Genomic DNA, 23671 nt, shown 5'->3' on the forward strand with positions numbered 1-23671 from the left:
GCGTCAGGGGTGGGTGTGGGGGTGGGTGTGGGTGTGCGGGTCGGGGGCTGCCGGCGGCCGGACGTAGAGGGTGTCGCGGGCGTGGTCGGCGAAGCCTAGGTTGCGGTAGACCGTGAGCGCCGCGGCGTTGTCGCCCTCGACGTAGAGGTCGACGACCTCGAGCCCGCGCTCGTGCAGGTGGCGCAGGCCGCGGGCGGTCAGGGCCGTGCCGAGGCCACCTCCCTGCGCGTCCGGGTCGATGCCCACGACGTAGACCTCGCCGATCGAGTCCTCGACCTTGGTCCAGTGGAACCCGACGACGCGCCCGTCGCGCTCGGCGACGAAGAAGCCCTCGGCGTCGAACCAGTCGGACGCCATGCGGCGCTCCATGTCGGCGCGGTCCATCGCGCCCTGCTCGGGGTGGTGGGCGAACGCGCGCGCGTTGACGGCCACGACCGCGTCGACGTCGTCGGCCTCGAACGTGCGCAGCGTGACGCCGTCGGGCACGCGCTCGGGCGTCGGGGCGCCGTCGAACGTCAGGCGCAGCGCCAGCAGGGTGCGGCCGGCGACGAGCCCCGCGGACGACGCGAGGGCCCGGGCGGCCGGCAGGTCGCCGTGCGCCCAGAAGGCGTCCTCGCCGTCGGCCAGCAGCTCGTCGAGGATGCGGAGGCCGACGCCCTGGCGGCGCCGGTCGGGGTCGACGACGATCTCGACCGGTGCGTCACCGGCGGCGTAGGCCCCGGCGACGGTGCGGCCGTCGGCGTCGGCCTGCTGCACCAGCACGCGGGCCCGCACGCGGTCGCGCAGCGCGAACAGGCTCGCCTCGTTGAGCGGCGCGACGCCGTCGGCGGCGGCCGCGCGGTCCGCGAGGTCGACGAGGCTCATCGCGACCCCAGCCGCTCGAGCTGCGCCCCGACCTCGGCGGCGACGGCGAGGGCGAGGCCCTCGACGGTGTCGCCGGACGGCTCGGGGACGACGTGGTGCACCGTGCCGATGGCCTGCAGGTCGAGGGCGCCGACGCGCTGTGACTGTGACATCTGCTCAGCATGGTCGAGGTCGCCGAACACGATCGCACTGGCCCCCTCGGGCGGCAGCGGTGCGAGCCACGCGTTCTCGGCGGCGATCACGACGTCGGCGGGCAGCAGCGCGAGCGCCCCGCCGCCGCATCCCTGGCCCAGCAGCACCGAGACGGTCGGCACCCTCATGGTCGACATCCACCCGATGCACCGGGCGATCTCGCCGGCGACGGCACCCTCCTCGGCCTCGGGCGACAGCTCGGCGCCCGGGGTGTCGATGAACGAGACGAGTGGCAGGCGCAGCTCGTTGGCCAGCCGCATGCCGCGGCGCGCCTCGCGCAGCGCGGCCGGTCCCATCGGGGTCGAGCGGGTCTGGGTCGTGCGGTCCTGGCCGATCACGACGCACGGCTGGCCGTCGAGCCGCGCGAGGGCGACGATCATGGCGCTGTGGCGCTCGCCCTTCTCGGTTCCCTGCAGCCGCACCGTGGCGTCGCTGCCGTAGCGGAGCACCTCGCGGACCCCGGCGCGGTGCGGGCCGCGCGTGATCCGGATCGACTCCCAGGCCGACCGCTCGCGGTGCACCTCGGACGTCCGGCGCGGGCGCGTGCGCGCCGTGGGCGGGTCGACCAGCAGGCCGAGCGCACGGTCGACCATCGACGGGAGCTCGTCGGGCAGCACGACGGCGTCGATGATGCCGCGGTCGGCGAGGTTCTCGGCCGTCTGGACGCCGGTCGGGAAGGGGCGCCCCTCGAGCAGCTCGTAGACCTTGGGCCCGAGGAAGCCGATCAGGGCGCCGGGCTCGGCGATCGTGATGTGCGCGAGCGACCCCCACGAGGCGAACACGCCTCCGGTCGTGGGGTGGCGCAGGTAGATCAGGTAGGGCAGCCCGGCCGCCCGGTGGTCCATGATCGCCCGCGTGATGTCGACCATCCGCACGAAGGCGGGCGTGCCCTCCTGCATGCGCGTGCCGCCGGACGCCGTGGTCGCGAGCACCGGGAGCCCCTCGGCCGTGGCGCGACGGACGGCGGCGACGATGCGGGAGGCGGCGGCCTGCCCGATCGACCCGGCGAGGAAGGCGAACTCGTTGACGACGACCGCGACGGGGCGTCCGCGCATCAGCCCTCGGCCGGTCAGCACCGACTCGTCGGTTCCGGCCCGCTCGGCCGCGGCGTCGAGCTCGCGCCGGTAGGCGGGGTCGAGCCCCGAGCGGTCGATCGGCTCGTCCCACGACTCGAACGATCCCGCGTCGAGGACCAGGTCGAGCAGGGCGTGCGCGGTCAGGCGAGCCATGGGCGCGGGAGGTGGGGCGTCGGCGGTTCGGCGGCGGACGCCGTCAGACCTCGACGTCCGCGGTCTGCCGCGACGGCTCGGTCTTGGTCGCGACGAAGCGGTAGCCAACGTTGCGGACCGTGCCGATCAGCGTCTCGTTGTCGGTGCCGAGCTTGGCCCGCAGGCGGCGCACGTGGACGTCGACCGTCCGGGTGCCGCCGAAGTAGTCGTAGCCCCAGACCTCCTGCAGCAGCTGCTGGCGGGTGAACACCCGGCCCGGGTGCTGCGCCAGGAACTTGAGCAGCTCGAACTCCTTGAACGTCAGGTCGAGCGTGCGGTTCTCGAGCTTGGCGGTGTAGGTCGCGTCGTCGACGACCAGGCCGCTGGAGGAGATGACGTGGCTGTCGTCGCCGCCGTCGAGGGTCGCGGCGACGCGGCCGATGCCGAGGCGCAGGCGGGCCTCGAGCTCGGCGGGACCGGCGGTCGTCAGGATGACGTCGTCCATGCCCCAGTCGGACGCGGCGACGGCGAGGCCGCCCTCGGTCAGGATCAGGATGAGCGCGCACTCGACACCCGTCGTGCGGATGACGCGCGTCAGGCTGCGCACCTGCGCGAGGTCGTGGCGCCCGTCGACGAGCACCGCGTCGCACGGAGGGGCGTCCAGCAGGGCGCTGGCCTCGGCGGGGAGGATCTTGACGTGGTGCGGCAGCAGGGCGAGCGCGGGCAGCACCTCGACCGAGGACTGGGTGCTCTTGGTGAGCAGGAGCAGGTGGGACATCGTCGCTACCTCCGGTGCTGCGATTCGTGCGGGGCACAGTGTGCAGTGCGTACCCATGTCATATGGGAAGAGGCCATGGTGAGTCACCGTGGCCTCGTTGCATGCACCAGAATACGACATGTGACGGATCCATGGCCACGAGGTGACGCGAATGAGAACGACGTCACAGTGCTGCCCGGCGCGGCACCCGACGACGAGGTGACGGCGCGGGGCGACGACGTCACGGTCCACTACTGGGCGGCGGCGCGCGCGGCCGCCGGCATCGCCGAGGAGCGGGTGACGGCCTCGACGCTCGCCGAGCTGCTGGCCGAGATCCACCGCCGCCACGGCCACCGCGACCGGTTCGACGACGTCATCGACTTCTGCTCGATCCTCGTCGGCGAGACGCCCGTCGGTGCCAAGGAGCCGTCGGAGGTCCGGCTCCATCCCGGCACGAACGTCGAGTTCCTGCCACCGTTCGCGGGCGGCTGAGCCGAGGACTGGCATCATGCGGGGGTGTCACGACTCGGATCCACGGTGCTCGCCCTCGCCCTCGCGGGCGTCATCACGCTCGCGGCCCACGCCGACGAGGTGCTGGTCGCGGCCGCGGTCGTCCTCGTGCAGCTGCTGGTCGCGGTGTCGCCCCCGCTGCTGACGGCGTCGGGAGAGCCGATCGGCTCGCCGCGCCTCGTGCCCGCGGTCGTCGCGGGCGTCGTCGCGACCGCGCTGACGCTGGAGCCCCGGCTGCTCGACGGGGCCGACGGCACGTCCGCCGAGGTCGTGGGGGCGACCGACACCGGCGTGTTCGCCGGGGTCCTGCCGGCCGTCATGGCCGCGGTCTTCGTCGCGCTGGTCGCGCAGATGCTGCGCAAGGACGGCCGGGCGAACCTCGTGTCGTCGACGGGGTACGCCGTGACGCTGGCGGTCGTGGCGGCCTTCGCCGCCGGATGGCTCGGGGCCGCGCAGTCCCTGGGCGGGGCGGACGTCGTCGCGGTGGGCGCCGCGGGGCTCGGGGGCGCGCTGCTGGCCTGGACGATCCCCGTCGACCGCTGGATCTGCCTGAGCCTGGCGACGCTCGCCGGAGCGGGTGCGGGTGCGGCCGTGGCGGCGACCGCCGACTCGGGCATGACCTGGTTCTTCGGCGTCGTCGTGGGCGCCGGAGCCGGTGTGGTCGCGGTGCTGGGCCAGGTCGTCGGACGGACGATGGCCGCGCGCAGCGTCCACCCGGCCGTCCGGTGGGGCTTCCCGGGGGCGATGTCGGTCGCGTTCGCGGCACCCGTCGTGTACCTCGGCGGCCAGCTCATCACGGTGCCGCTGCTGCGCTGATCCGCCTCGCCTCGGTGCACCGCCGTACGCTGGGACCGTGATCGGTCTCGTCCTGCTCGGCATCGCCCTCGTGGCGACCGCGGGCGTCGCGCTGCTGATGCGCTGGAAGAACGGACGGTTCTCGTCGCAGCCGGTCGAGGACGCCCGCGAGCGCCTGACCGCGGGGCAGATCGGCGCGCCGCTCGGCGAGCGGGCGACGCTCGTGCAGTTCTCGAGCGCGTTCTGCAGCCCGTGCCGCGCCACACGGGTGCTGCTGACCGACATCGCCGCGACGGCGCCGGGCGTCGAGACGGTCGAGATCGACGCCGAGTCGCACCTGCAGCTCGTGCGCGACCTCGAGGTCATGCGCACGCCGACCGTGTTGGTGCTGGACGCCGACGGGGTCGTGACGACGCGCGCCTCGGGGCTGCCACGACGTGACCAGGTGCTCGCGGCCCTCGATCGAGCGGTCCCGGGCGGGAAATAACGCCTGCGATCGCGGTGAACGCGCCACGATGTGGGACGAGCATCCACATCGTGAGACCAGCGGGTGTGTGGCGGTCGCGGTGTCCCTACTCTGGAGACATGTTCCGGACGACACACCTGACGCGACGCCGTGCAGTGGACAACTGCCGCACGCGCTCGTCGCTGTGTCGCACGCGCTGACCCGTACGCCCGTCAGCCCCGCACGCCCCTGCCCTCCCGGGTAGGTCCGCCGTGCCGTCCGTCCCAGCCAGGAGCATCGATGCCGCAGCCCACCCAGGTCGACCCGCGCGGTCTGCGCGTCAACGCCGCGATCACCGCGGTCGTCCTCGCGCTGGTGCTGGCCGTGCCGTCCGAGCCGGTGCGCACCGTCCTGCTGGGCGTGCAGGTCGTGGTGTTCGCGATCGCCGTGCTCGTGGGCCTGTCGGCCTCGCCGTGGGCCCTGGTGTTCACCACGTTCGTCCGCCCGCGGATCGGTCCGCCGGCCGAGCTCGAGGACGCCCGACCGCCGCGGTTCGCGCAGCTCGTCGGCCTGGTCTTCACGACGGTCGCCCTGGTGTCGCTGCTGGCGGGCGCCACGACCGTCGCCCTCGTCGCGACGACGCTCGCGCTCGTGGCGGCCCTGCTCAACGCCGTCGTGGGCCTGTGCCTCGGCTGCGAGATGTACCTCGTGCTGCGCCGGCTCGCGCCGGCCGGCACCGCCTGATCCACCACCCGCACCATCCACACACCGTCACAACCAACGCCCACCGGGCACAACGGAGGTATCCCATGAGCCGCGAATCCGCGCTCGTCACCGCAGACTGGGTCGAGGAGCACCTGGACGATCCGTCGATCGTCCTGGTCGAGGTCGACGAGGACGCCAGCGCCTACGACACCGGCCACATCCCGGGCGCCATCAAGATCGACTGGAAGAAGGACCTCCAGGACGGCGTCCGTCACGACTTCGTCAGCAAGGAGAAGCTCGAGGAGCTGCTCTCGGCCAAGGGCGTCGGCAACGACGACACGCTCGTCTTCTACGGCGGCAACAACAACTGGTTCGCGGCCTACGCGTACTGGTACCTCAAGTACTACGGCCACGAGAACCTGCGCCTGCTCGACGGCGGCCGCAAGAAGTGGGAGCTCGACGCCCGCGAGCTGAGCACCGACGTCGCCGACCGTCCCGCGACGACCTACGCCGCCAAGGACGCCGACACGTCGATCCGTGCGTACCGCGACGAGGTCATCGACGCGATCGGCACCAAGAACCTGATCGACGTCCGCAGCCCCGACGAGTTCGCCGGACGCCTGCTGGCCCCCGCGCACCTGCCGCAGGAGGCCGCCCAGATCGGCGGTCACATCCCGACGGCCGGCAACGTGCCGTGGAGCAAGGCCGCCAACGACGACGGCACCTTCCGCAGCGACGACGAGCTGAAGGCGCTCTACGCCGACGCGGGCCTCGACGAGGGCAAGGACACCATCGCGTACTGCCGCATCGGCGAGCGCAGCTCGCACACGTGGTTCGTGCTCAAGGAGATCCTGGGCCACGACAACGTCAAGAACTACGACGGCTCGTGGAGCGAGTACGGCTCGCTGCGCGGCGTGCCGGTCGCCCTGGGCGACGAGCCGGGTGCCGCCTGATGTGCGGCGCGGTCAAGGGCGGACCCTCGCTCGAGGGCGTCGACGTCGAGAACCAGGCGGTCATCCAGGGTGTCGTGACGCGTGACGGCCAGCCCGTCGGCAACGCGTACGTGCGCCTGCTCGACCGCACGGGCGAGTTCACGGCCGAGGTGCCGACCTCGGCCACCGGCCAGTTCCGCTTCTTCGCCGGCCCCGGCGAGTGGACGCTGCGCACCCTGGCCCCGAAGGCGGTGTCGGTCGACAACGCCGTGACGGCCGCCAAGGGCGTCGTCGCCGAGGTCGCGGTCGCGGTCTGACCCGTCCCGGCACCACAACGTCGAAGGCCCGCCCGGTCACCGGGCGGGCCTTCGACGTCGCCGGGCATAACCCGCGGCGCGGCAGGTCGTTGTACCGGGCGATGGCGCACCCCGCCGCCACCTCGTGACCCCGAAGCCGGAGTACTGCCGTGACGAACATCCGCCTCGCCGCCGTGACCCTGCTCGCCGGCATGCTCCTGATGACGACGGGCTCGCTCGCGCACGCCGTCGACCCCTACCCCGTCGCGACGCCGACGCCCACGGCGTCCGTCGCCCCCGACGGCGGCAGCGGCTCGGACGACCCGGGCTCGGGAGACGCGGCACCCGACGACGCGGGCACCGCGCCGGACGCCGACCGGGCCGACGACAACGGCGTCCTGCCGGGCACGGGTGGCGCGAGCGTCTACATCCTGCTGGCGGCCGGAGCCCTGCTCGCCGTCGGCGGGACGATCGTCTACTCCTCGCGCCGCTCCAGCGCCCACTGACCCGGTCCGGCCCCCGGTGGCCGCCCACGACGACCCGCCGCGGCGGGTGACGGGTCACGCCACGACGCGTGCCCGACGGCCCGAAAGGCAGCGGTGATCCAGATGCGCGACCGCATCGCCCGGTGGGCCCGACGCCGTCGCCGCCGGTTCGTCCGGTGGTACCGCCGGCAGAGCGGCCGGCGCCTCGCCGCGATCGGGATCGCCTCTCTCGTGACGCTGGGCCTGCTGGTGTTCACCTACCAGGCCGTGCGCGCGACGTCCGACCTGCGGCGCGCCGCCCAGCAGGCGACGCAGCTGCGGGAGCAGGTGATCGCGGGCGACGTCGGCTCCGCCCGCACGCTCGACGCCCTGCGCGCGTCGACGTCGTCGGCCGCGTCGCGGACCGACGGCCCGCTGTGGTCGATCGGCGCGCACCTGCCGGTCGTGGGGCGCAACATCGACGCCGTCCGTTCGGTGTCGGCGGCCCTCGACACCGTCGCCCGCGACGCGCTGCCGCCCGTCGTCGAGGTGTCGACGAAGGTCGACCTCAACGCGTTCAGCCCGAGTGACGGGCGCATCGACCTCGCGAACGTCGCCGCGATCGCCCCCGCCGTCTCGACGGCCCGCACCGCGCTGTCCGCGGCCCGCGACGAGCTCGCCGACGTCGACCCGACGGGTCTGCTGTCGCCGCTGCGCCGGCCCGTCGGCACGATCAAGCAGCAGATCGACTCGGCGCAGGCCGCGGCCGCGTCGAGCGACGTCGCGGCCCGCCTGATGCCGACGATGCTGGGCGGCGAGGGCACCCGGCGCTACCTGCTGCTGGTGCAGAACAACGCCGAGGTGCGTGCCACGGGTGGCATCGCCGGCTCGTACGCGGTCATCACGGCCAGGAACGGTCGACTGACGATGGGGGAGCAGGGCTCCAACCTCGACCTCCGCCCGTTCGAGCGGGCGGTCGTGCCGATGACGCGCGACGAGACCTCGGTCTTCACGCGCCAGCTCGTGACCGACCTGCGCGACGTCAACGTCACCCCCGACTTCGCGCGGTCGGCCGAGATCGCGCGCGCGATGGCCGACCAGGGGCTCGACGTGGACGTCGACGGCGTCCTGTCGGTCGATCCCGTCGCGATGAGCCACATCCTGGGCGGCACGGGTCCCGTGACGCTCGACAGCGGTGTGACGCTCGACCAGACGACCGTCGTCGAGCTCCTGCTCAACCGCGTCTACCTCACGGTCTCCGACCCCGACGCCCAGGACGACTTCTACGAGGAGGCGGCCCGCTCGATCTTCGACGTCGTGAGATCGGGCTCCGTGCCGTCGCGCCCGGTCATCGGCGGCCTGGTGCGGGCCGCGGCCGAGAACCGGCTGATGCTGTGGTCACGGCACGCCGACGAGCAGGCCGCGATCGCCGGCACCGGCGTCGCGGGCGGCTTCCCGACCGACGAGGGCGCGACCCCGCACGTCGGGGTGTACTTCGGAGACACGACCGCGAGCAAGATGGAGTACTACTTCGACTTCACGGTGCTCGGCACCTCGCGGCGGTGCCTCGACGGGGGGCGGCAGCTCGTCACCGTGACCGCCGACGTCTCCTCCGACGCCCCCACGGGCCTGCCGCGGGGCGTCTCGAGCATCGACACGGACGTGCCGCTGAGCCAGATGCGGCTGCTGGCGTGGCTCTACGCCCCGGCCGGTGGGCGGTTCACCGACATCAGGCTCGACGACGAGCCGCAGCTCGTCACGACGGCCTCGTTGGGCGGCCGCGCCGAGACGTCCGTGCCGTTCACGCTCGAACCGGGCCAGCGCCGCCGCATCGTGGCCACGATGCTCACGGGACCGGGCCAGGTCGGCGACCCCGTGCTCACGACGACGCCGGGGGTGCGGACGATCCGCAACGACGTCGCGATCCCGTCGGCGTGCGGCTGATCGTCGTCGGCCGGTCGCGCTGGCGTCACATGTCGAGCAGCAGCGTCGTGGGGCCGTCGTTGGTCAGCGACACCGCCATGTCGGCCCCGAACACGCCCTGCTCGACGTGCGCGCCCACCCTGCGCAGCGCCTCGCAGAACTCCTCGTAGAGCGGCTCGGCGACGGGCCCCGGGGCAGCGGCGGTCCACGTGGGCCGGCGTCCCTTGCGGGCGTCGCCGTACAGCGTGAACTGGCTGACGACGAGGATGCCGTCGCCGGTGTCGGCGACCGAGCGCTCGTCGCGCAGGATGCGCAGGCCGTGGATCTTCGCCGCGAGCCGCGACGCCGTCTCGGTCGTGTCGTCGTGCGTCACGCCGAGCAGCACCACCAGCCCCGTGCCGATCTCGCCGACGGTCCGGCCCTCGACGTCGACCCGTGCTCCCGTGACCCTCTGGACGACTGCGCGCATGCGTCGAGGCTAGCCGCGACCCGTAGGATCGGGATCATGCCGTTCGAGATCCCGTCCGACCTCCACCCCGACCTGATGCCGGTCGTGTGGCTCCTCGGCACCTGGCACGGCAACGGCCAGGGCGAGTACCCGACGATCGACGCGTTCTCGTACGAGCAGGACGTCGTCTTCGCACACGACACCCGGCCGTTCCTGCACTACTTCAGCCGCACGTGGATCACCGACGAAGCCGGTGAGCGCGTGCGCCCCGGAGCGCTCGAGACCGGCTTCCTGCGTCCGGCCGGCGAGGGGCAGCTCGAGCTCGTCCTGGCGCACCCCACGGGCTATGCCGAGGTCTGGTACGGCGAGGTCGACGGGCCACGCGTCACGCTGGCCACCGACCTGGTCGCCCGCACCTCGACGGCCAAGGAGTACACGGCCGGCCAGCGCATGTACGGCCTCGTCGAGGGCGACCTGATGTACGCCCACGACATGGCCGCCGAGGGCCAGGAGATGCAGTCGCACCTGTGGGGACGGTTGCAGCGTGTCTGACGACGTCGCCGCCACCGCCGACACCACGGCAGCCCGCCGTCCGAGCCCGCTGCTCGCGCTGCCGGGCGCGGTCGGCGGCGACGCCCCCGACGGCGACGTCGCGGCCCACTACGGCTCGATCTCGGCCGAGCAGCGCCGCCTGCTCGAGGGCTCGACGTTCGTCGACCTCTCGCACCGCGACGTCGTCACGATCAGCGGCCCCGACCGCCTGACGTGGCTGCACTCGCTGACGACCCAGGCCCTCGAGGGCCTCGCCCCCGGCACGCCCACCGAGGTGCTGCTGCTGTCGCCGCAGGGCCGCATCGAGCACGGCTTCTCGGGCGTCGACGACGGCGAGACGTTCTGGGCCCACCTCGAGCCGGGCGCCGGGGCGCCGCTCGTGGCCTTCCTCGAGCGGATGAAGTTCTTCATGCGCGTCAGCGTGGCCGACGTGACCGACGAGTTCGCGGTCATCGGCCTGCCGGGGCTGCAGCACCGCGTCGTGCCGCGCGCGACCCTGACCGACCTGCCCGCCGAGCTCGGCGACCCCGTCGGCCTGTGGGCGTGGGAGGCCCTGCGCATCGAGGCCGGCCACGTGCGCGTCGGCGTCGACACCGACGACCGCACGATCCCCAACGAGGCCGGGCTGCTCGGCGTCGCGGTGCACCTCGACAAGGGCTGCTACCGCGGCCAGGAGACCGTCGCGCGCGTGCACACGCTCGGACGTCCGCCCCGACGCCTCGTGCTGCTCCACCTCGACGGGTCCGTCGACCACCTGCCGCCGCACGGCTCCGACGTCGTCCTCGACGGCAAGGTCGTCGGCTTCGTCGGCTCGGCCGCGCGCCACCACGAGCTGGGGCCCGTCGCGCTCGCGATGGTCAAGCGCAACGTCCCCGTCGACGCGACGCTGCTGGCCGACGGCGTCGCCGCGACGCAGCAGGTCCTGGTCGACCCCGAGGCGGGTCTGCACGTCCGCCCCGTCCTGTCGTGACGGGCGGCCCGCGGTTCGCCGTCCTGGCGGTCTGCACCGCCAACATCTGCCGCTCGCCGCTGATCGAGATCCTCCTGCGCGCGCGGCTCGACGCCGACCGCTTCGAGGTCGCCAGCGCCGGCGTGCGCGGCTGGGACCGCAAGCCGATGGACTCGATGGCCGCGATGGAGCTGCACCGCCTGGGCCACGGGGCCGAGACGTTCCGCTCCCACCCCCTCGACTCCTACCTCGTCGAGTCCGCCGACCTGATCCTCACGGCGACCCGCGAGCACCGGTCCGAGGTGCTGGCGATGAACCCGCAGGCCCTGCGCCGCAGCTTCACGCTGCTCGAGTTCGCGGCCCTGACGGGGCTCGTCGACGGCGGCGACCCCGCGGCCCTCGTGGCCGCGGCGGCCCAGCGGCGCAGCCTCGCCCCGGCCGCGGCCGACGTGCGCGACCCCTACCGCCGCGGCCCCGACGTGCACCGTGCGACGGCCGACCAGATCGACGTCGCCGTGACCACGATCGCCGACCGCCTCAACGCCCTGGTGCCGGAGACGACGCCTCCCGCCGGACGGTGAGTCCCGGAGCACGTCCCGCGAGTTTCTCCGATCGAGGTCCGGACCGATACCGTTGACCCTGCGCGTGTACTGCCTGTCGACTGTGAGGTTGCACCGGTCCCGGCCGATCCGGTCCGCGTCGTCCCCATAGGAGCATCCATGACCACCGAAATCCCGACCGACGCCACGACGGCCGACGCGACCCCGACCTTCGCCGACCTGGGCCTGGTCGACGTCCTGGTCGACCGTCTCTCGGCGCTCGGCTACGAGACGCCGACGCCGATCCAGGCCCGCGCCATCCCGACCCTGCTCGAGGGCAAGGACGTCGTCGGCCTCGCCCAGACCGGCACCGGCAAGACCGCGGCCTTCGCCCTGCCGATCCTGCAGAAGATCGACCCGAAGAACGCCAAGACGCAGGCCATCGTCCTGGCCCCGACCCGCGAGCTCGCGCTGCAGGTGTGCGAGGCCGTCACGGCGTACGCGGTCAACATCCCCGGCGTCCGCGTCCTGCCGGTGTACGGCGGACAGGGCTACGGCTTCCAGCTGCAGGGGCTGCAGCGCGGCGCGCACATCGTCGTCGGCACCCCGGGCCGCGTCATCGACCACCTCGAGCGCGGCAGCCTCGACCTGACGGCGCTCGAGTTCCTGGTGCTCGACGAGGCCGACGAGATGCTCAACATGGGCTTCGCCGAGGACGTCGAGCGCATCCTGGCCGACACGCCCGAGTACAAGCAGGTCGCCCTCTTCTCGGCCACGATGCCCAAGATGATCCGCAGCCTGGCCAAGAAGTACCTGCACGACCCCGTCGACATCGCGACGCCCAAGGCCACGACGTCGACCGCCACGGTCCGCCAGCGGTGGATCCAGGTCTCGCACCACCACAAGGTCGACGCCCTGACGCGTCTGCTCGAGGTCGAGACCGGCGACGGCATGATCGTGTTCGTCCGCACCAAGTCGGCCACCGAGGAGCTCGCCGACAAGCTGCGCACCCGCGGCTACACCGCCGCGGCCCTGAACGGCGACCTCGTGCAGGCGCAGCGCGAGCGCACCGTCTCGCAGCTCAAGGGCGGCCAGATCGACATCATCGTCGCGACCGACGTCGCGGCCCGCGGACTCGACGTCGAGCGCATCACGCACGTCGTCAACTACGACATCCCGCACGACACCGAGGCGTACGTGCACCGCATCGGCCGCACGGGCCGCGCCGGCCGCACGGGCGAGGCGATCCTGTTCGTCACGCCGCGCGAGCGTCGCATGCTGTCGGCGATCGAGAAGGTCTCGGGTCGGCCCGTCGAGGAGATGTCGGTGCCGTCGGCCGAGGAGGTCAACGAGCGTCGCGCCGGGCGGTTCGCGCAGGCCATCACGTCCAGCATGGGCTCGCCCACGTTCCACGCCTTCCGCTCCCTCGTCGAGGAGTACGCCAGCGAGAACGAGGTCTCGATGACCGACGTCGCGGCGGCGCTGGCCGTCATGAGCCAGTCCGACAAGGAGTTCTTCCTGCGTCCCGATCCGCCGAAGGCCGCCGCCCGCGAGCGTCCGGTCCGCAGCGACGCGGGCCCCGACGGGCGCAAGCCGGCCGGCTTCGGCCGCAGCGACCGTCTCCCGGCCGAGGGCGCGGCGGTCTACCGCGTCGCGGTCGGCAAGCGGCACAAGGTCGGCCCGTCGGCGATCGTCGGCGCGCTGGCCAACGAGGGCAGCCTCAAGCGCTCCGACTTCGGCAAGATCACGATCGGCCAGGACCACACCCTGGTCGAGCTGCCGGCCGATCTGCCCGATGCGGTGTTCGAGGCCCTGGCCAACACCCGCATCTCGGGCAAGCTGATCGATCTGCAGCGCGACTCGGGGCCGCCGATCCGTCGCACGCGCGAGGACCGCAAGCCGTACAAGAAGAGCCACGAGAACCGGCCGTACCCGTCCAAGGCCGCCGACAAGGGTGCCCCGCGGTCGGACGACCGTCCAGCCCGCAAGCCGCGTCACAAGTAGACGGCTGCGCCCGCCCGCGCCGTCGCCCTAGACTCGTCCCGACTCCCGACCTGTCCACGCTGCTGCGCGAGGTGCCCGATGTTCCTGCTCGACAACGCGTCCCGCGCCTACGACTGGGGCTCGGCGTCCGACATCCCGCGGTTCCTCGGCCAGCAGCCCGACGGGGGGCCGATGGCGGAGGTCTGGATGGGGACGCACCCGCTGGGGCAGTCGACGGTCACGCGCGACGGTGATGCGCCCGTCGCGCTCTCGGACGTGTCGGGTCCGCTGCCGTTCATGCTGAAGATCCTCGCGGCCGACCGGCCGCTGTCGCTGCAGGTGCACCCCAACATGGCCCTGGCCCGGGCGGGCTTCGCGGCCGAGGAGGCCAGGGGCGTCCCGCTCGACGCGCCGGAGCGCACCTACAAGGACGCCTCGCACAAGCCCGAGATGGCCTACGCCCTGACGACGTTCGACACGCTGGTCGGCTTCCGTCCGACCGCCGAGATCCTGCGCGTCCTGCACGGCATCGACACGCCGCTGGCGCGGGCGCTGGCGGCCGAGCTGCACGAGGCGCCGGGCTTCCGCGGCATCGTCCAGCTCGTCGAGCGCCTGCTGACGGTCGGCGTGGGCGACGGCGAGGTCGCCGCGGTCGTCGAGGCGTGCCGCGAGCTCGCCGACGCCGGCATCGACGTCAAGCGCGCGTACGCCACGGCCGTCGAGGTCGCCGAGTTCTTCCCCGACGACATCGGCGTGGTGATCTCGCTGACGCTCAACCGGTTGACGCTGCAGCCCGGCGAGGCGGCGTTCCTCGGCGCCGGCATCATCCACGCCCACCTGCGCGGCATGTGCCTCGAGATCATGGCCGCGTCCGACAACGTGCTGCGCGCCGGCCTGACGACCAAGCCGCTCGACCCCGTGGGCCTGGTGCAGTGCCTCGAGGAGGGCATGTCGCGGCTCGCCCGGGTGACGCCTGAGCCGTTCGGCTTCTCGACCGACGTCTTCCGACCCGGCGTCGACGAGTTCGCGCTCGCGGTCAGCCAGTGCTCGAAGGCCGAGCCGGACGGCACGCTGCTGCCACCCGCGCCGCACCGGATCGTGGTGTGCACGGGCGGCGAGGTCGAGCTCGTCAGCTCGACCGACCAGCACCTCAAGCTGGCGCGCGGCGACTCGGTGTACGCGGGCCCTGACGACGGCGACATCCGGGTGCTGGGCACGGGTGAGGTCGCGCAGGCCTACACGCCCGACCCCGATCTGCCGGTCGGCCGTCTCGTCGACCTCGTGGTGCCCTTCACGCCCCGCTGAGCACGCCTCAGACCAGGTCGTCGCGGCCCCGGCGCCTGATCTCGGCGACGACGTCCTTGACCTGCTGGGCGCGGTCGCGGGCCACGACCAGCAGGGCGTCGTGGGTGCGGACGACGATGACGTCGTCGAGGCCGACGACGGCGATCGTCGTGCCGTCCTCCGAGAGGGCCAGACCGCTGCCGTCGACCCACACGGTCTCCGGGGACGACGCCGCGCCGATGTCGAGCAGCGCGGCGAAGTCGCCGACGTCGTCCCACGTGAACTCTCCCGGCACGACGGCCATGCCGCCCTCGAGGGCGACGGGCTCGGCGATCGCGTGGTCGATCGCGATCTTGGTCAGGCCGGGCCAGGTGCGGTCGAGGACGTCGTCGCGCGCCGACGTCGGCCACGCCTCGGCGATCGTCCGCAGACCCGCGTGCAGGCCGGGCTGCAGGCGTTCGAGGTGGCCCATCAGCACGTCGGTGCGGGTCACGAACATGCCGCCGTTCCAGCTGTGGGCGCCGCCGGCGACGTAGCGTGCGGCGGTCTCGGCGTCGGGCTTCTCGACGAACGACCGGACGGCGCGCGCCGAGCCGGCCCCCTCGACGTCGAGCCGGTCGCCCGACTCGACGTACCCGAAGGCCGTCGACGGCCCGGTGGGGGTGATGCCGATCGTCGTGACCAGCCCCGTGCGGGCCACCGCGACGGCCTGGCCGATCGCCTCGGCGAACGAGACCTGGTCGTCGATGACGTGGTCGGCGGCGAAGGAGCCGATGATCGCGCCGGGGTGCTCGGCGCCGATGACGGCGGCGGCGAGCCCGATCGCGGGCATCGAGTCGCGTGGCGACGGCTCGACGAACAGGCCCGTCAGGTCGGGCAGCTGCTCGCGGATCGCGGCGGCGTGCGCGTGGCCCGTGACGACGTGGATGCGCTCGGCGGGGACGAGGTCGTTGAGCCGGTCCCACGTCTGCTGGATCAGCGATCGTCCCGAGCCGTCGAGGTCGAGCAGGAACTTGGGGCGGGACGCCCGCGACAGCGGCCACAGCCGGGTGCCGGCACCGCCGGCGGGGATCACGGCGTGGAAGGAGTCGAGGGGAGTGGCCACGGGCCTCAGCCTAGCGGCGCGTCGGCCTCGTCGAGGGGCGTCGTCGGGGTCTTCGGCCCCAGCGACTTGGTGCGGGCGTCGAGGGCGACGACGGCGCTGATCGCGTTGTGGTCGGACACGACCGGGGTCGTGTAGCGGCCGTTGGTGATGCGCACCAGCTGCTTCCACGAGTCGACCTCGAAGTCGGGGGTGACCCAGATGTGGTCGATGTGGGCGCCGGAGTCGAGCACCTCGGTGCTGAACGTGTGGCCCGTGTTGATGCCGGCGTTCTGGACGTCGTCCGTCAGCAGCTCGGAGTTCGTCAGGCCCTCGCCGCGCATGCGGTCGCCGGGGGTGTCCTGGTCGCGGTGCGGGCCGGAGTTGAAGTCGCCCGCGTAGATCATGGGCGTGCCGGTCGTGTTGATCGAGCGCATCGTTGCGAGCATGCGGTCGATCTCGCGGGTGCGACGGGCGTTGGCGTCCTTGCCCTTGCCGTTGTCGAGGTGCACGTCGACGTAGTAGAACGTCCGGCGCGACTCCTTGACGCGGAACTTCGCCCACGTCGTGTCGCGACCGTCGCCGATGGCGAAGCTGCCGCCGCCGAGCTGCTCGAACAGCGCGGGGCGGAAGAAGATGTACCGGGCCTTCGCGCCGCCCGCGGCCCGCTCGAAGCCGCGGTCGCCACCGCTGAAGATCGCGTTGGTGACGGCCCCGACGCGGATGCCGCCGGACTCCTGCAGGCCGAAGATGTCGACCTCGTTGTCGTTGAGGAACTGCGCCATGATGCGGGCGCGCCCCTCGTACCCCTTGCACTTCTCGGAGCACACGTTCCAGGTGGCGACCTTGAACGCGGTCTGGCGGACCGCGGTGCGGAACGCGACGGGAGCCGAGTACACGCCGACCTGCTCGCCGTTGACGGGCCGCACCTTGACCCAGTACTTCGTGTCGGGGCGCAGGCCCTTGCCGACGAACTCGCTGGCCACCCCGACCGTGCGGGCCGCGCGGGCGTCCTGCGTGAAGCCCTCGTCGCGGGCCACCGCGACGTCGAACTGGCGGGCGTTGGGCACGTCGGCCCAGTCGGCCTGGAAGCCGTTGGCGGTCGATCGGAGGACGTCGAGTCCCTGCACGTCGCCCGGGCGGAGCGTGAAGCGACCCGTGCGGGACGACCGCACCTCGTCCTCGCGGACGGCGTCGACGCGGTAGTAGCGGTCGATGCCGGGGGTCGTGGCCGCCAGGTCGTCGAGCGTCACGCTCGTGCCGCGGGCCGGGACCGTCGTGCTGGTGGCGGCCGTCAGGGACCGGTCGTCGCCGACCCTGACGACGTACCGGTCGACGTCGTCGTGGCCGGTCCAGTCGAGCTCGACGCTCGTCGGTGAGAGGGGCGTCGCCGAGACCCGGCTCGGGGCGCCGAGCGGATCGGGCTCGGCATAGGTCGTCGCGAGCCCGCCGGCCAGCAGCGCGACCAGCACGAGGCTCACCGCGACGATCAGCAGGCGGCGCCGGTCGCGCCGGCGCCGGCGGCCCGCCAGGCGTCGCGAGACGGCCGGTGCGGCCGTGGGCTCCGCTCGCCGGCGCGGGGGTGCGATCTTCCTACGGGTGGCGACGGCAGTGCTCCAGGGACGGACGGGCGGGACAGGGGGATCCTACGGGGCGGCGCGGAACCGGCCCGCGCCGCCGAGTGCGCTCAGGCGCCGATGCGCAGGTCGACGACGACGGGGCTGTGGTCGGACGGGATCGGCTGGACCATGCGTCCCTTGGCGTCCAGGAGCGCGAAGTTGTACCAGCCGTCGACGCGCACGCGCCACGGGTCGACCCAGACCTTGTCGATGTGGTCGCCCCACTTGTAGCTGATGACGGGCGTGGACCGGAAGGCGTTGTAGCTGTTCATGTGCTGACGCGACACGTTGCGGGCCAGGTCGTACGCGTCGTAGAGCTTGCGGGCGTTCATGACCGGGCGGGGCGAGTCGCTCGTCTTGGTCTGCTTGTGCGAGTTGAAGTCGCCGGCGTAGACGACCGGGAGCCGCTGCGGGTTGGCCTGCTTGAGCACCGCGATGAGCTCGTTCATCTCGGTGCGCCGGTTGTCGGTCGAGGCCTTGGTCTGACCCGTGACGGTGTGGACGTCGACCATCATGAACGTGCGTCCGGTCGACCGCTCGACGAGCTGGGCCCACACGGCGTAGCGGCAGCCACCCGAGTGACGACCCAGGAACACGACGCCGGTGGGGCGGTCGGTCTCGGACGTCAGGCGGCACTTGCCACCCGTGGGCTGGAACGTCGCGGACGGCTTGAGGCCGGGGGCGACGTCGAAGCGCGCGGTCTTGTAGAACAGCCGCTTGGCGCTGTAGCTGATCGCCTCGGTGTAGCCGGGAGGAGCGATCGACAGCTTGCCGGCCTCCTGCATCGCGACGACGTCGGCGCCCGACGAGCCGACCCGCTCGAGCGCGCCGAGCTGGCGCGAGGCCGCCCAGCTGTTGCTGGTCGTGCCGAGGACGTCGCACACGTCGCTGCAGACGTTGTAGGTCATGACGCGCACGGGCAGCAGCCCCTGCGCGGGGCCGGGCCGCAGGATCGTGGTGCGACCCACCACGGTCGACTTCGAGCCGCGCTTCTTGCCGTTGACGCCGCGGACCTGGAAGAAGTAGTCCTTGCCGCGGGTCAGCTTGCGGATCGTGGTCTTGCTCGACTTCTGCTTGTAGACCTTGGCCTTCTTCATCGAGGAGTACCGCGACACGAAGATCTCGTACTTCTGCGCCCGGCGGGCGTCGGGCCAGTCCAGCGACAGGCTCGTCTTGTTGGTGCGGCGGTCGTAGTCGGCCTTGACGAACGAGACGAGGCCGACCTTGCTGGGCTTCTTGGAGGCTGCCGAGGCGGGCTGGGCCTGGAGCCCCGCGACGACGAGGAAGCCGACGAGGGCGGCGGCGAGCGTTCTGCGCATGGATGAACCTTCGGGGAGTCGTGTCAGCTGATTGCGCGGTGCGTGCGCACCACGGCGTCAAGCGGCCCGAGAGGACCAACCATCGCAACAGGATAGGCGAGAATCCGTCACACGAGAAGAACGGGCCTGCCACGCGTACGCTCGTGCCGTGGAGATACTGGCCGAGGTCGTCCGTTCGGGGCTCGTCGAGAGCAGGCACCGGGGGGTGGCCGTGCGGGTCGATCCCGCGGGTGAGGTCGTCTGGTCGCTGGGCGACCCGGGCACCGTGATCTTCCCGCGGTCGGCCAACAAGCCGCTGCAGGCGATGGGGATGCTGCGGGCGGGGCTGCCGCTCGACGGGCGTCTGCTGGCGCTGGCGTCGGCGAGCCACTCCGGCGAGCCGTTCCACCTCGCGGCGGTCCGCGAGATCCTCGCGCTGGCGGGCCTGGACGAGTCGGCGCTGCAGACGCCGCCGTCCTATCCGCTCGACCCCCACGTGCACGCCGACCACCTGCGTGCCGGTGGCGTCCGCGAGCCGATCTGCATGGACTGCTCGGGCAAGCACGCCGCGATGCTCCTGACGTGCGTCGTCAACGACTGGGACGTCACGACGTACCTCGAGCCCGACCACCCGCTGCAGCGCGTCGTGACCGAGACGTTCACCGACCTGACCGACGGCCCCCCGGCCGTCGTGGGCGTCGACGGCTGCGGCGCCCCGCTGCTCGCGACGCCGCTGCAGCAGCTCGCCCGGGCGATCGGCCGCGTCGTGCAGCAGCCGGCCGGGTCGGCGGGTGCCCGCCTGACGGGCGCGATGCGCGAGCACCCCGAGTACGTCAGCGGCAGGGGGCGGGCCGAGCGGGCGTTGATGCGTGCGATCCCTGGGCTCGTCGCCAAGTCGGGGGCCGAGAGCGTCTTCGTCGTGGCGCTCGACGACGGATCGGCGTTCGCCGTCAAGATCGAGGACGGTGCCGAGCGCCCGCTGTACGCGGTCATGGCGCGCATGCTCGAGCTGGCGGGTGTGGAGGCCCCGATCCTGCACGAGCGGCCCGTCGTCCTGGGGGGCGGCAAGCAGGTCGGAGAGCTCCGCACAGCCTTCTGACCTGCGGCGATGCCCGCCTGTGACCCATGTCGCAAGCAGTTCTGCTTGCACTTGCTAACTTTTGCAAGCACGATGGAGACATGGCCAAGCTGAGCATGCACAGGACCGTCGAAGGACTCGGCGAATACTTGCGCGAGCAGCGGGGCCAGGCGCAGATGTCGCTTCGCCAGCTCTCCGAGCTGACGGACGTGTCGAATCCGTACCTCAGCCAGATCGAGCGCGGACTGCGTCGTCCGTCGGCAGAGGTCCTGCAGCAGATCGCGAAGGCGCTCAGGATCTCCGCCGAGTCGCTCTACGTGCGCGCCGGCATCCTCGATGCCGACGAGCACGGGGCCCGCATGGTCGAGGACGCCATCGCCCTCGACCCGCGGCTCACCGAGCGTCAGAAGAGCGCGTTGCTCGACATCTACCGCTCCTTCGTCGGCATCGACGAAGCCACCGACAGCGAGCTGGTCACGACCGTGACCGCTGCCAACCACCCGGGCGCGTCCCCTCAGGAGACCGCACCCAGCGAGGAGAACGCATGACCATCACCGACACCATCACGACCCAGGTCAAGGCCATCGTCGACGACGTGCGCGGCCTGCCCGGCACGATCCGCAAGATCGACGTCGCCGACCTGCAGAAGCAGGCCCAGGACTTCGCGCAGGTCGCCCTCGGCACCGCCACGAGCACCTACGCCGATCTGTCGAAGAAGAGCGAGGACCTCGTCTCCAAGGCCAAGGGCATGACGGTCGACGACCTCCGCAAGTCCGCCGACGACCTGCTCGACAAGGCCGAGGACAGCGTCGAGGACGTCGTCGAGGACGTCACGCAGCAGGCCAAGGGCATCGTCGCCGACGCCCAGAAGATCGCCTTCGACTACGTCTCGGTCGCCAAGGCGCAGGTCACGAAGGTCACGTCGAAGGCCCCCACGACGGCTCGCAAGGCCGCCGAGAAGGTCGACACGACGGTCAAGAAGACCCCCGAGCCCGCCAAGCGCGCCACGGCCAAGAAGGCTCCCGCGAAGAAGGCCCCGGCCGCCAAGAAGGCGCCCGCGAAGAAGGCTCCGGCCAAGAAGGCCGGCGCCGCCGCCAGCACGACGACGGCCGCCGCGAAGAAGGCTCCTGCCAAGACGGCCACGGCTGCCAAGAAGGCTCCGGCCAAGACGGCCACGGCTGCCAAGAAGGCTCCCGCCAAGACCGCGACGGCTGCCAAGAAGGCCCCGGCCAAGACGGCCACGACTGCCAAGAAGGCCGCCTCGAGCGCGTCCGACACCGCTGCGAAGGCCACGCCGAGCACGTCGACGTCGTCCGACAACGCCTGATCACGACCGCACCACCCGCGAGGCGGGCTCCCTTCGGGGGCCCGCCTCGCGGCGTCCCGGTAGCCTTCGGTCATGTTCGAGTTCCAGAGCACGCTGATGATGGTGGTGTCGATCGCGCTGTTCGTCGCGAAGGGCTTCGCGCTGGTCGACTGCGTGTCGCGGCGTCCATCGCAGCTCGAGTCGCTCGACACGCTGCCCAAGCAGACGTGGCTGATCATCCTCGCGGTCTCCGTCGTCGCGCACCTCGTCTTCTGGTACCCGCTCAGCATCCTGAACCTCGTCGGCACGGTGGCCGCGCTGGTGTACCTGGCGCAGGTCAGGGGCTCGATCAGCCGCTGAATCGCTTTCGGGGCGCGTTGTCGCGTACGGTCGTGAGGTTGTCCAAATCATCCGCACGACCGAATGATCGGGGGATCTCCGTGAGTCAGCAGACTCCCACCTGGCGCGAGCGCATCGATCCAGTGGTGTTCTACGTGACCGGCGCCATCGCCATCGCCTTCGTCGTCTGGGGCCTCGTCAGCACGCCGAGCCTCGGCACGGCGTCGACCAACGCCCAGGACTGGGTGATCACCAACACCGGGTGGTTCTTCGTCCTGACGTCGACGTTCTTCGTCATCTTCGTCATCTGGCTGGCCGCCAGCAAGTACGGCCGCATCCCGCTCGGCGACGACGGCGAGAAGCCCGAGTTCAACACCGTCTCGTGGATCGCGATGATGTTCAGCGCCGGCATGGGCATCGGCCTGATGTTCTACGGCGTCGCCGAGCCGCTGTCGCACTTCGTGACGCCGCCGCCTGGCACGTCCGAGGCCCAGTCGGACGAGGCGTTCCAGACCGCGATGGCGACCACGATGTTCCACTGGGCGCTGCACCCGTGGGCGATCTACGCCGTCGTCGGCATCGCGATCGCGTACGGCACGTTCCGCAAGGGCCGCTCGCAGCTCATCTCGTCGGCGTTCCGGCCCCTCATCGGCGCCAAGGCCGACGGGCCCGTCGGACGCGTCATCGACATCCTCGCGATCTTCGCGACCCTGTTCGGCTCGGCCGCCTCGCTGGGGCTCGGCGCCCTGCAGATCGGCGGCGGCCTGAAGTACAACGGCTGGGTCGACCAGCCGGGCAAGGTCGTCCTCGTGGCGATCATCGTCGTCCTGACGATCGCGTTCATCTTCTCGGCGGTCTCGGGCGTCGCGAAGGGCATCCAGTGGCTCTCCAACACCAACATGGTGCTGGCACTGACGCTGGCGGCGTTCGTGTTCGTCGCGGGCCCGACGCTGCTGATCCTCAACCTGCTGCCGACCGCGCTGGGCGACTACGCCTCCCAGATGACCGAGATGGCCTCGCGCACCGCCGCCAGCGGCGACGACGAGATGAAGTCGTGGCTCGCCGACTGGACGATCTTCTACTGGGCCTGGTGGGTCAGCTGGACGCCCTTCGTCGGCATGTTCATCGCGCGCATCAGCCGCGGTCGCACGATCCGCCAGTTCGTCACGGGCGTCCTGATCGTGCCGTCGCTGGTCAGCCTCGTCTGGTTCGCCGTCTTCGGCGGGACCGCGATCGACATCCAGCGCCGGACGGGCGACCTCGTCGACGCCGCCGGGTCCGTCGACAGCGACTCCGCGCTGTTCCAGATGCTCGACCAGCTGCCGATCGCCTCGGTCACGACGGTGCTCGTCATGGTGCTCGTCGGCATCTTCTTCGTGTCGGGCGCCGACGCGGCCTCGATCGTCATGGGCACCCTGAGCGAGAAGGGGTCGACCGAGCCCTCCAAGCGCTCGGTCGTGTTCTGGGGCACCGTGATGGGCGGTGTCGCGGCGATCATGCTGATCATCGGCGGCAACGACGCGCTGGCCGGCCTGCAGAAGATCACGATCGTCGCGGCCGTCCCGTTCGTGCTCGTCATGGCGGCGCTGTGCGTCTCGCTCTACAAGGACCTGCAGACCGACCCGATGGTCGTCCGCGACCGTCTGGGTCAGGAGATGGTCGAGGACGCCGTGCTGACGGGCGTCGAGGAGCACGACGGCGAGTTCGTCCTGGTCGTCGAGGCGGCCGAGCCGTCGCCGTCCGGGTCGGACGCGCCGCGCACCACGGACGACCGGGGCTGACCCCGCCCCGCCCGGTCCCCGTCAGCGGGGCCGGGCGGGGTGCAGCCAGCGGGTGACGATGCGCAGCAGGTTGCCGAGCTCGGTGTCGGTGTCGACCTCGGGGTGGGTGTCACGCAGGGCGCGGTGCGCCGTGACGAGGCCCGCAAGCCACCGGGTGACGTCCGGGACGTGCAGCTCGGTGTCGATGTGGCGGTCCGCGACGGCCTCGTGGGCGTAACCGGCCAGGCGTCCCTCGGCGGCGGCGTCGAGCGGCAGCGCGGGGTCGGTGGCGAGCTGCTCGACGAGCTCGAGCAGTCGGTCCCAGGCGGATTCCATGGGTCGAG

The 23671-nt window shown here is 72.1% G+C and carries 26 protein-coding genes; 18 read left to right on the top strand and 8 right to left on the bottom strand.

Annotated features, from left to right (window positions below; translation table 11 throughout):
* Positions 1–3: 3 nt before the first annotated feature.
* The 3 genes from mshD to ASD10_RS17155 are packed head-to-tail and all read right to left on the bottom strand — an operon-like array spanning position 4 to position 3042.
* On the bottom strand, positions 4–864 hold the full coding sequence (gene mshD / locus ASD10_RS17145; protein WP_056611909.1) for a mycothiol synthase: 861 nt from the start codon (positions 862–864) through the stop codon (positions 4–6).
* Positions 861–2285: a carboxyl transferase domain-containing protein gene (locus ASD10_RS17150; RefSeq protein ID WP_056611911.1), complete on the bottom strand. Its 1425-nt coding sequence runs from the start codon at positions 2283–2285 to the stop codon at positions 861–863. The genes mshD and ASD10_RS17150 overlap by 4 nt, the downstream gene beginning before the upstream one ends.
* Positions 2286–2328: 43 nt before the next feature.
* Entirely contained in the window at positions 2329–3042 is a 714-nt protein-coding gene (locus ASD10_RS17155) for a response regulator transcription factor (RefSeq protein ID WP_056611913.1), read from the bottom strand.
* A 168-nt stretch (positions 3043–3210) separates the two neighbouring features.
* On the opposite strand from ASD10_RS17155, the gene ASD10_RS17160 reads away from it, so the two are divergent.
* The 8 genes from ASD10_RS17160 (at position 3211) to ASD10_RS17195 (ending at position 9112) form a co-directional block, all read left to right on the top strand.
* Positions 3211–3513, top strand: a complete 303-nt coding sequence (locus ASD10_RS17160; protein ID WP_235502114.1) for a MoaD/ThiS family protein — start codon at positions 3211–3213, stop codon at positions 3511–3513.
* 24 nt (positions 3514–3537) lie between these two features.
* Complete coding sequence (locus ASD10_RS17165) at positions 3538–4347, top strand: hypothetical protein (RefSeq protein ID WP_157432717.1); 810 nt, start codon at positions 3538–3540, stop codon at positions 4345–4347.
* A gap of 37 nt (positions 4348–4384) precedes the next feature.
* Entirely contained in the window at positions 4385–4813 is a 429-nt protein-coding gene (locus ASD10_RS17170; protein WP_056611919.1) for a thioredoxin family protein, read from the top strand.
* Positions 4814–5071: 258 nt separating this feature from the next.
* On the top strand, positions 5072–5515 hold the full coding sequence (locus ASD10_RS17175; protein WP_056611922.1) for a DUF4395 domain-containing protein: 444 nt from the start codon (positions 5072–5074) through the stop codon (positions 5513–5515).
* A 65-nt stretch (positions 5516–5580) separates the two neighbouring features.
* Positions 5581–6429 (top strand): sulfurtransferase, encoded by an 849-nt coding sequence (locus tag ASD10_RS17180; RefSeq protein WP_056611923.1) that lies wholly within the window; start codon positions 5581–5583, stop codon positions 6427–6429.
* Positions 6429–6725 carry a DUF1416 domain-containing protein gene (locus ASD10_RS17185; RefSeq protein ID WP_056611926.1) on the top strand — a complete coding sequence of 99 codons (297 nt, stop codon included), beginning with the start codon at positions 6429–6431 and terminating at the stop codon, positions 6723–6725. The genes ASD10_RS17180 and ASD10_RS17185 overlap by 1 nt, the downstream gene beginning before the upstream one ends.
* Positions 6726–6874: 149 nt before the next feature.
* Positions 6875–7210 (top strand): LPXTG cell wall anchor domain-containing protein, encoded by a 336-nt coding sequence (locus tag ASD10_RS17190; RefSeq protein WP_056611929.1) that lies wholly within the window; start codon positions 6875–6877, stop codon positions 7208–7210.
* A 102-nt stretch (positions 7211–7312) separates the two neighbouring features.
* Positions 7313–9112 carry a DUF4012 domain-containing protein gene (locus tag ASD10_RS17195; RefSeq protein WP_157432718.1) on the top strand — a complete coding sequence of 600 codons (1800 nt, stop codon included), beginning with the start codon at positions 7313–7315 and terminating at the stop codon, positions 9110–9112.
* Between the two features lie 25 nt (positions 9113–9137).
* Here ASD10_RS17195 and dtd read toward each other — a convergent pair whose 3' ends face one another.
* A complete protein-coding gene (gene dtd, locus ASD10_RS17200; RefSeq protein ID WP_056611934.1) occupies positions 9138–9560 on the bottom strand; it encodes a D-aminoacyl-tRNA deacylase in 423 nt (140 codons plus the stop codon).
* Between the two features lie 36 nt (positions 9561–9596).
* Here dtd and ASD10_RS17205 point away from each other — a divergent pair, with 36 nt between their 5' ends.
* From ASD10_RS17205 to manA, 5 genes are all read left to right on the top strand, one after another.
* On the top strand, positions 9597–10091 hold the full coding sequence (locus tag ASD10_RS17205; RefSeq protein ID WP_056611936.1) for an FABP family protein: 495 nt from the start codon (positions 9597–9599) through the stop codon (positions 10089–10091).
* Positions 10084–11061, top strand: a complete 978-nt coding sequence (locus ASD10_RS17210) for a folate-binding protein YgfZ (RefSeq protein ID WP_056611939.1) — start codon at positions 10084–10086, stop codon at positions 11059–11061. The genes ASD10_RS17205 and ASD10_RS17210 overlap by 8 nt, the downstream gene beginning before the upstream one ends.
* Positions 11058–11621, top strand: coding sequence for a hypothetical protein (locus ASD10_RS17215; RefSeq protein ID WP_056611945.1), 564 nt, complete (start codon positions 11058–11060; stop codon positions 11619–11621). Before ASD10_RS17210 ends, ASD10_RS17215 begins: the two co-directional genes overlap by 4 nt.
* A 138-nt stretch (positions 11622–11759) precedes the next feature.
* On the top strand, positions 11760–13583 hold the full coding sequence (locus tag ASD10_RS17220) for a DEAD/DEAH box helicase (protein WP_056611948.1): 1824 nt from the start codon (positions 11760–11762) through the stop codon (positions 13581–13583).
* Positions 13584–13661: 78 nt separating this feature from the next.
* Positions 13662–14867, top strand: a complete 1206-nt coding sequence (gene manA, locus ASD10_RS17225; protein ID WP_056611951.1) for a mannose-6-phosphate isomerase, class I — start codon at positions 13662–13664, stop codon at positions 14865–14867.
* 7 nt (positions 14868–14874) lie between these two features.
* On the opposite strand, the gene ASD10_RS17230 is transcribed toward manA, so the two are convergent.
* The 3 genes from ASD10_RS17230 to ASD10_RS17240 all read right to left on the bottom strand — a co-directional run bounded on the left by ASD10_RS17230 (position 14875) and on the right by ASD10_RS17240 (position 18865).
* Positions 14875–15951, bottom strand: a complete 1077-nt coding sequence (locus ASD10_RS17230) for a mannose-1-phosphate guanylyltransferase (RefSeq protein WP_056611954.1) — start codon at positions 15949–15951, stop codon at positions 14875–14877.
* Positions 15952–15956: 5 nt separating this feature from the next.
* On the bottom strand, positions 15957–17408 hold the full coding sequence (locus ASD10_RS17235) for an endonuclease/exonuclease/phosphatase family protein (RefSeq protein ID WP_056611958.1): 1452 nt from the start codon (positions 17406–17408) through the stop codon (positions 15957–15959).
* A gap of 206 nt (positions 17409–17614) precedes the next feature.
* On the bottom strand, positions 17615–18865 hold the full coding sequence (locus ASD10_RS17240; RefSeq protein ID WP_056611962.1) for an endonuclease/exonuclease/phosphatase family protein: 1251 nt from the start codon (positions 18863–18865) through the stop codon (positions 17615–17617).
* A gap of 148 nt (positions 18866–19013) precedes the next feature.
* On the opposite strand from ASD10_RS17240, the gene ASD10_RS17245 reads away from it, so the two are divergent.
* The 5 genes from ASD10_RS17245 to ASD10_RS17265 all read left to right on the top strand — a co-directional run bounded on the left by ASD10_RS17245 (position 19014) and on the right by ASD10_RS17265 (position 23348).
* Positions 19014–19943 (top strand): asparaginase, encoded by a 930-nt coding sequence (locus tag ASD10_RS17245; RefSeq protein ID WP_056611965.1) that lies wholly within the window; start codon positions 19014–19016, stop codon positions 19941–19943.
* A gap of 80 nt (positions 19944–20023) precedes the next feature.
* Entirely contained in the window at positions 20024–20470 is a 447-nt protein-coding gene (locus tag ASD10_RS17250) for a helix-turn-helix domain-containing protein (protein WP_056611968.1), read from the top strand.
* Positions 20467–21249, top strand: a complete 783-nt coding sequence (locus ASD10_RS19270; protein ID WP_200938362.1) for a hypothetical protein — start codon at positions 20467–20469, stop codon at positions 21247–21249. The genes ASD10_RS17250 and ASD10_RS19270 overlap by 4 nt, the downstream gene beginning before the upstream one ends.
* Before the next feature lie 72 nt (positions 21250–21321).
* On the top strand, positions 21322–21588 hold the full coding sequence (locus tag ASD10_RS17260; RefSeq protein ID WP_056611971.1) for a DUF2516 family protein: 267 nt from the start codon (positions 21322–21324) through the stop codon (positions 21586–21588).
* Positions 21589–21668: 80 nt separating this feature from the next.
* Positions 21669–23348 (top strand): BCCT family transporter, encoded by a 1680-nt coding sequence (locus tag ASD10_RS17265; RefSeq protein WP_235502115.1) that lies wholly within the window; start codon positions 21669–21671, stop codon positions 23346–23348.
* 21 nt (positions 23349–23369) lie between these two features.
* On the opposite strand, the gene ASD10_RS17270 is transcribed toward ASD10_RS17265, so the two are convergent.
* Positions 23370–23663: a hypothetical protein gene (locus tag ASD10_RS17270; RefSeq protein ID WP_056611977.1), complete on the bottom strand. Its 294-nt coding sequence runs from the start codon at positions 23661–23663 to the stop codon at positions 23370–23372.
* Positions 23664–23671: the final 8 nt, after the last annotated feature.

The organism is Aeromicrobium sp. Root472D3, from assembly GCF_001426485.1.
GTDB lineage: Bacteria > Actinomycetota > Actinomycetes > Propionibacteriales > Nocardioidaceae > Aeromicrobium.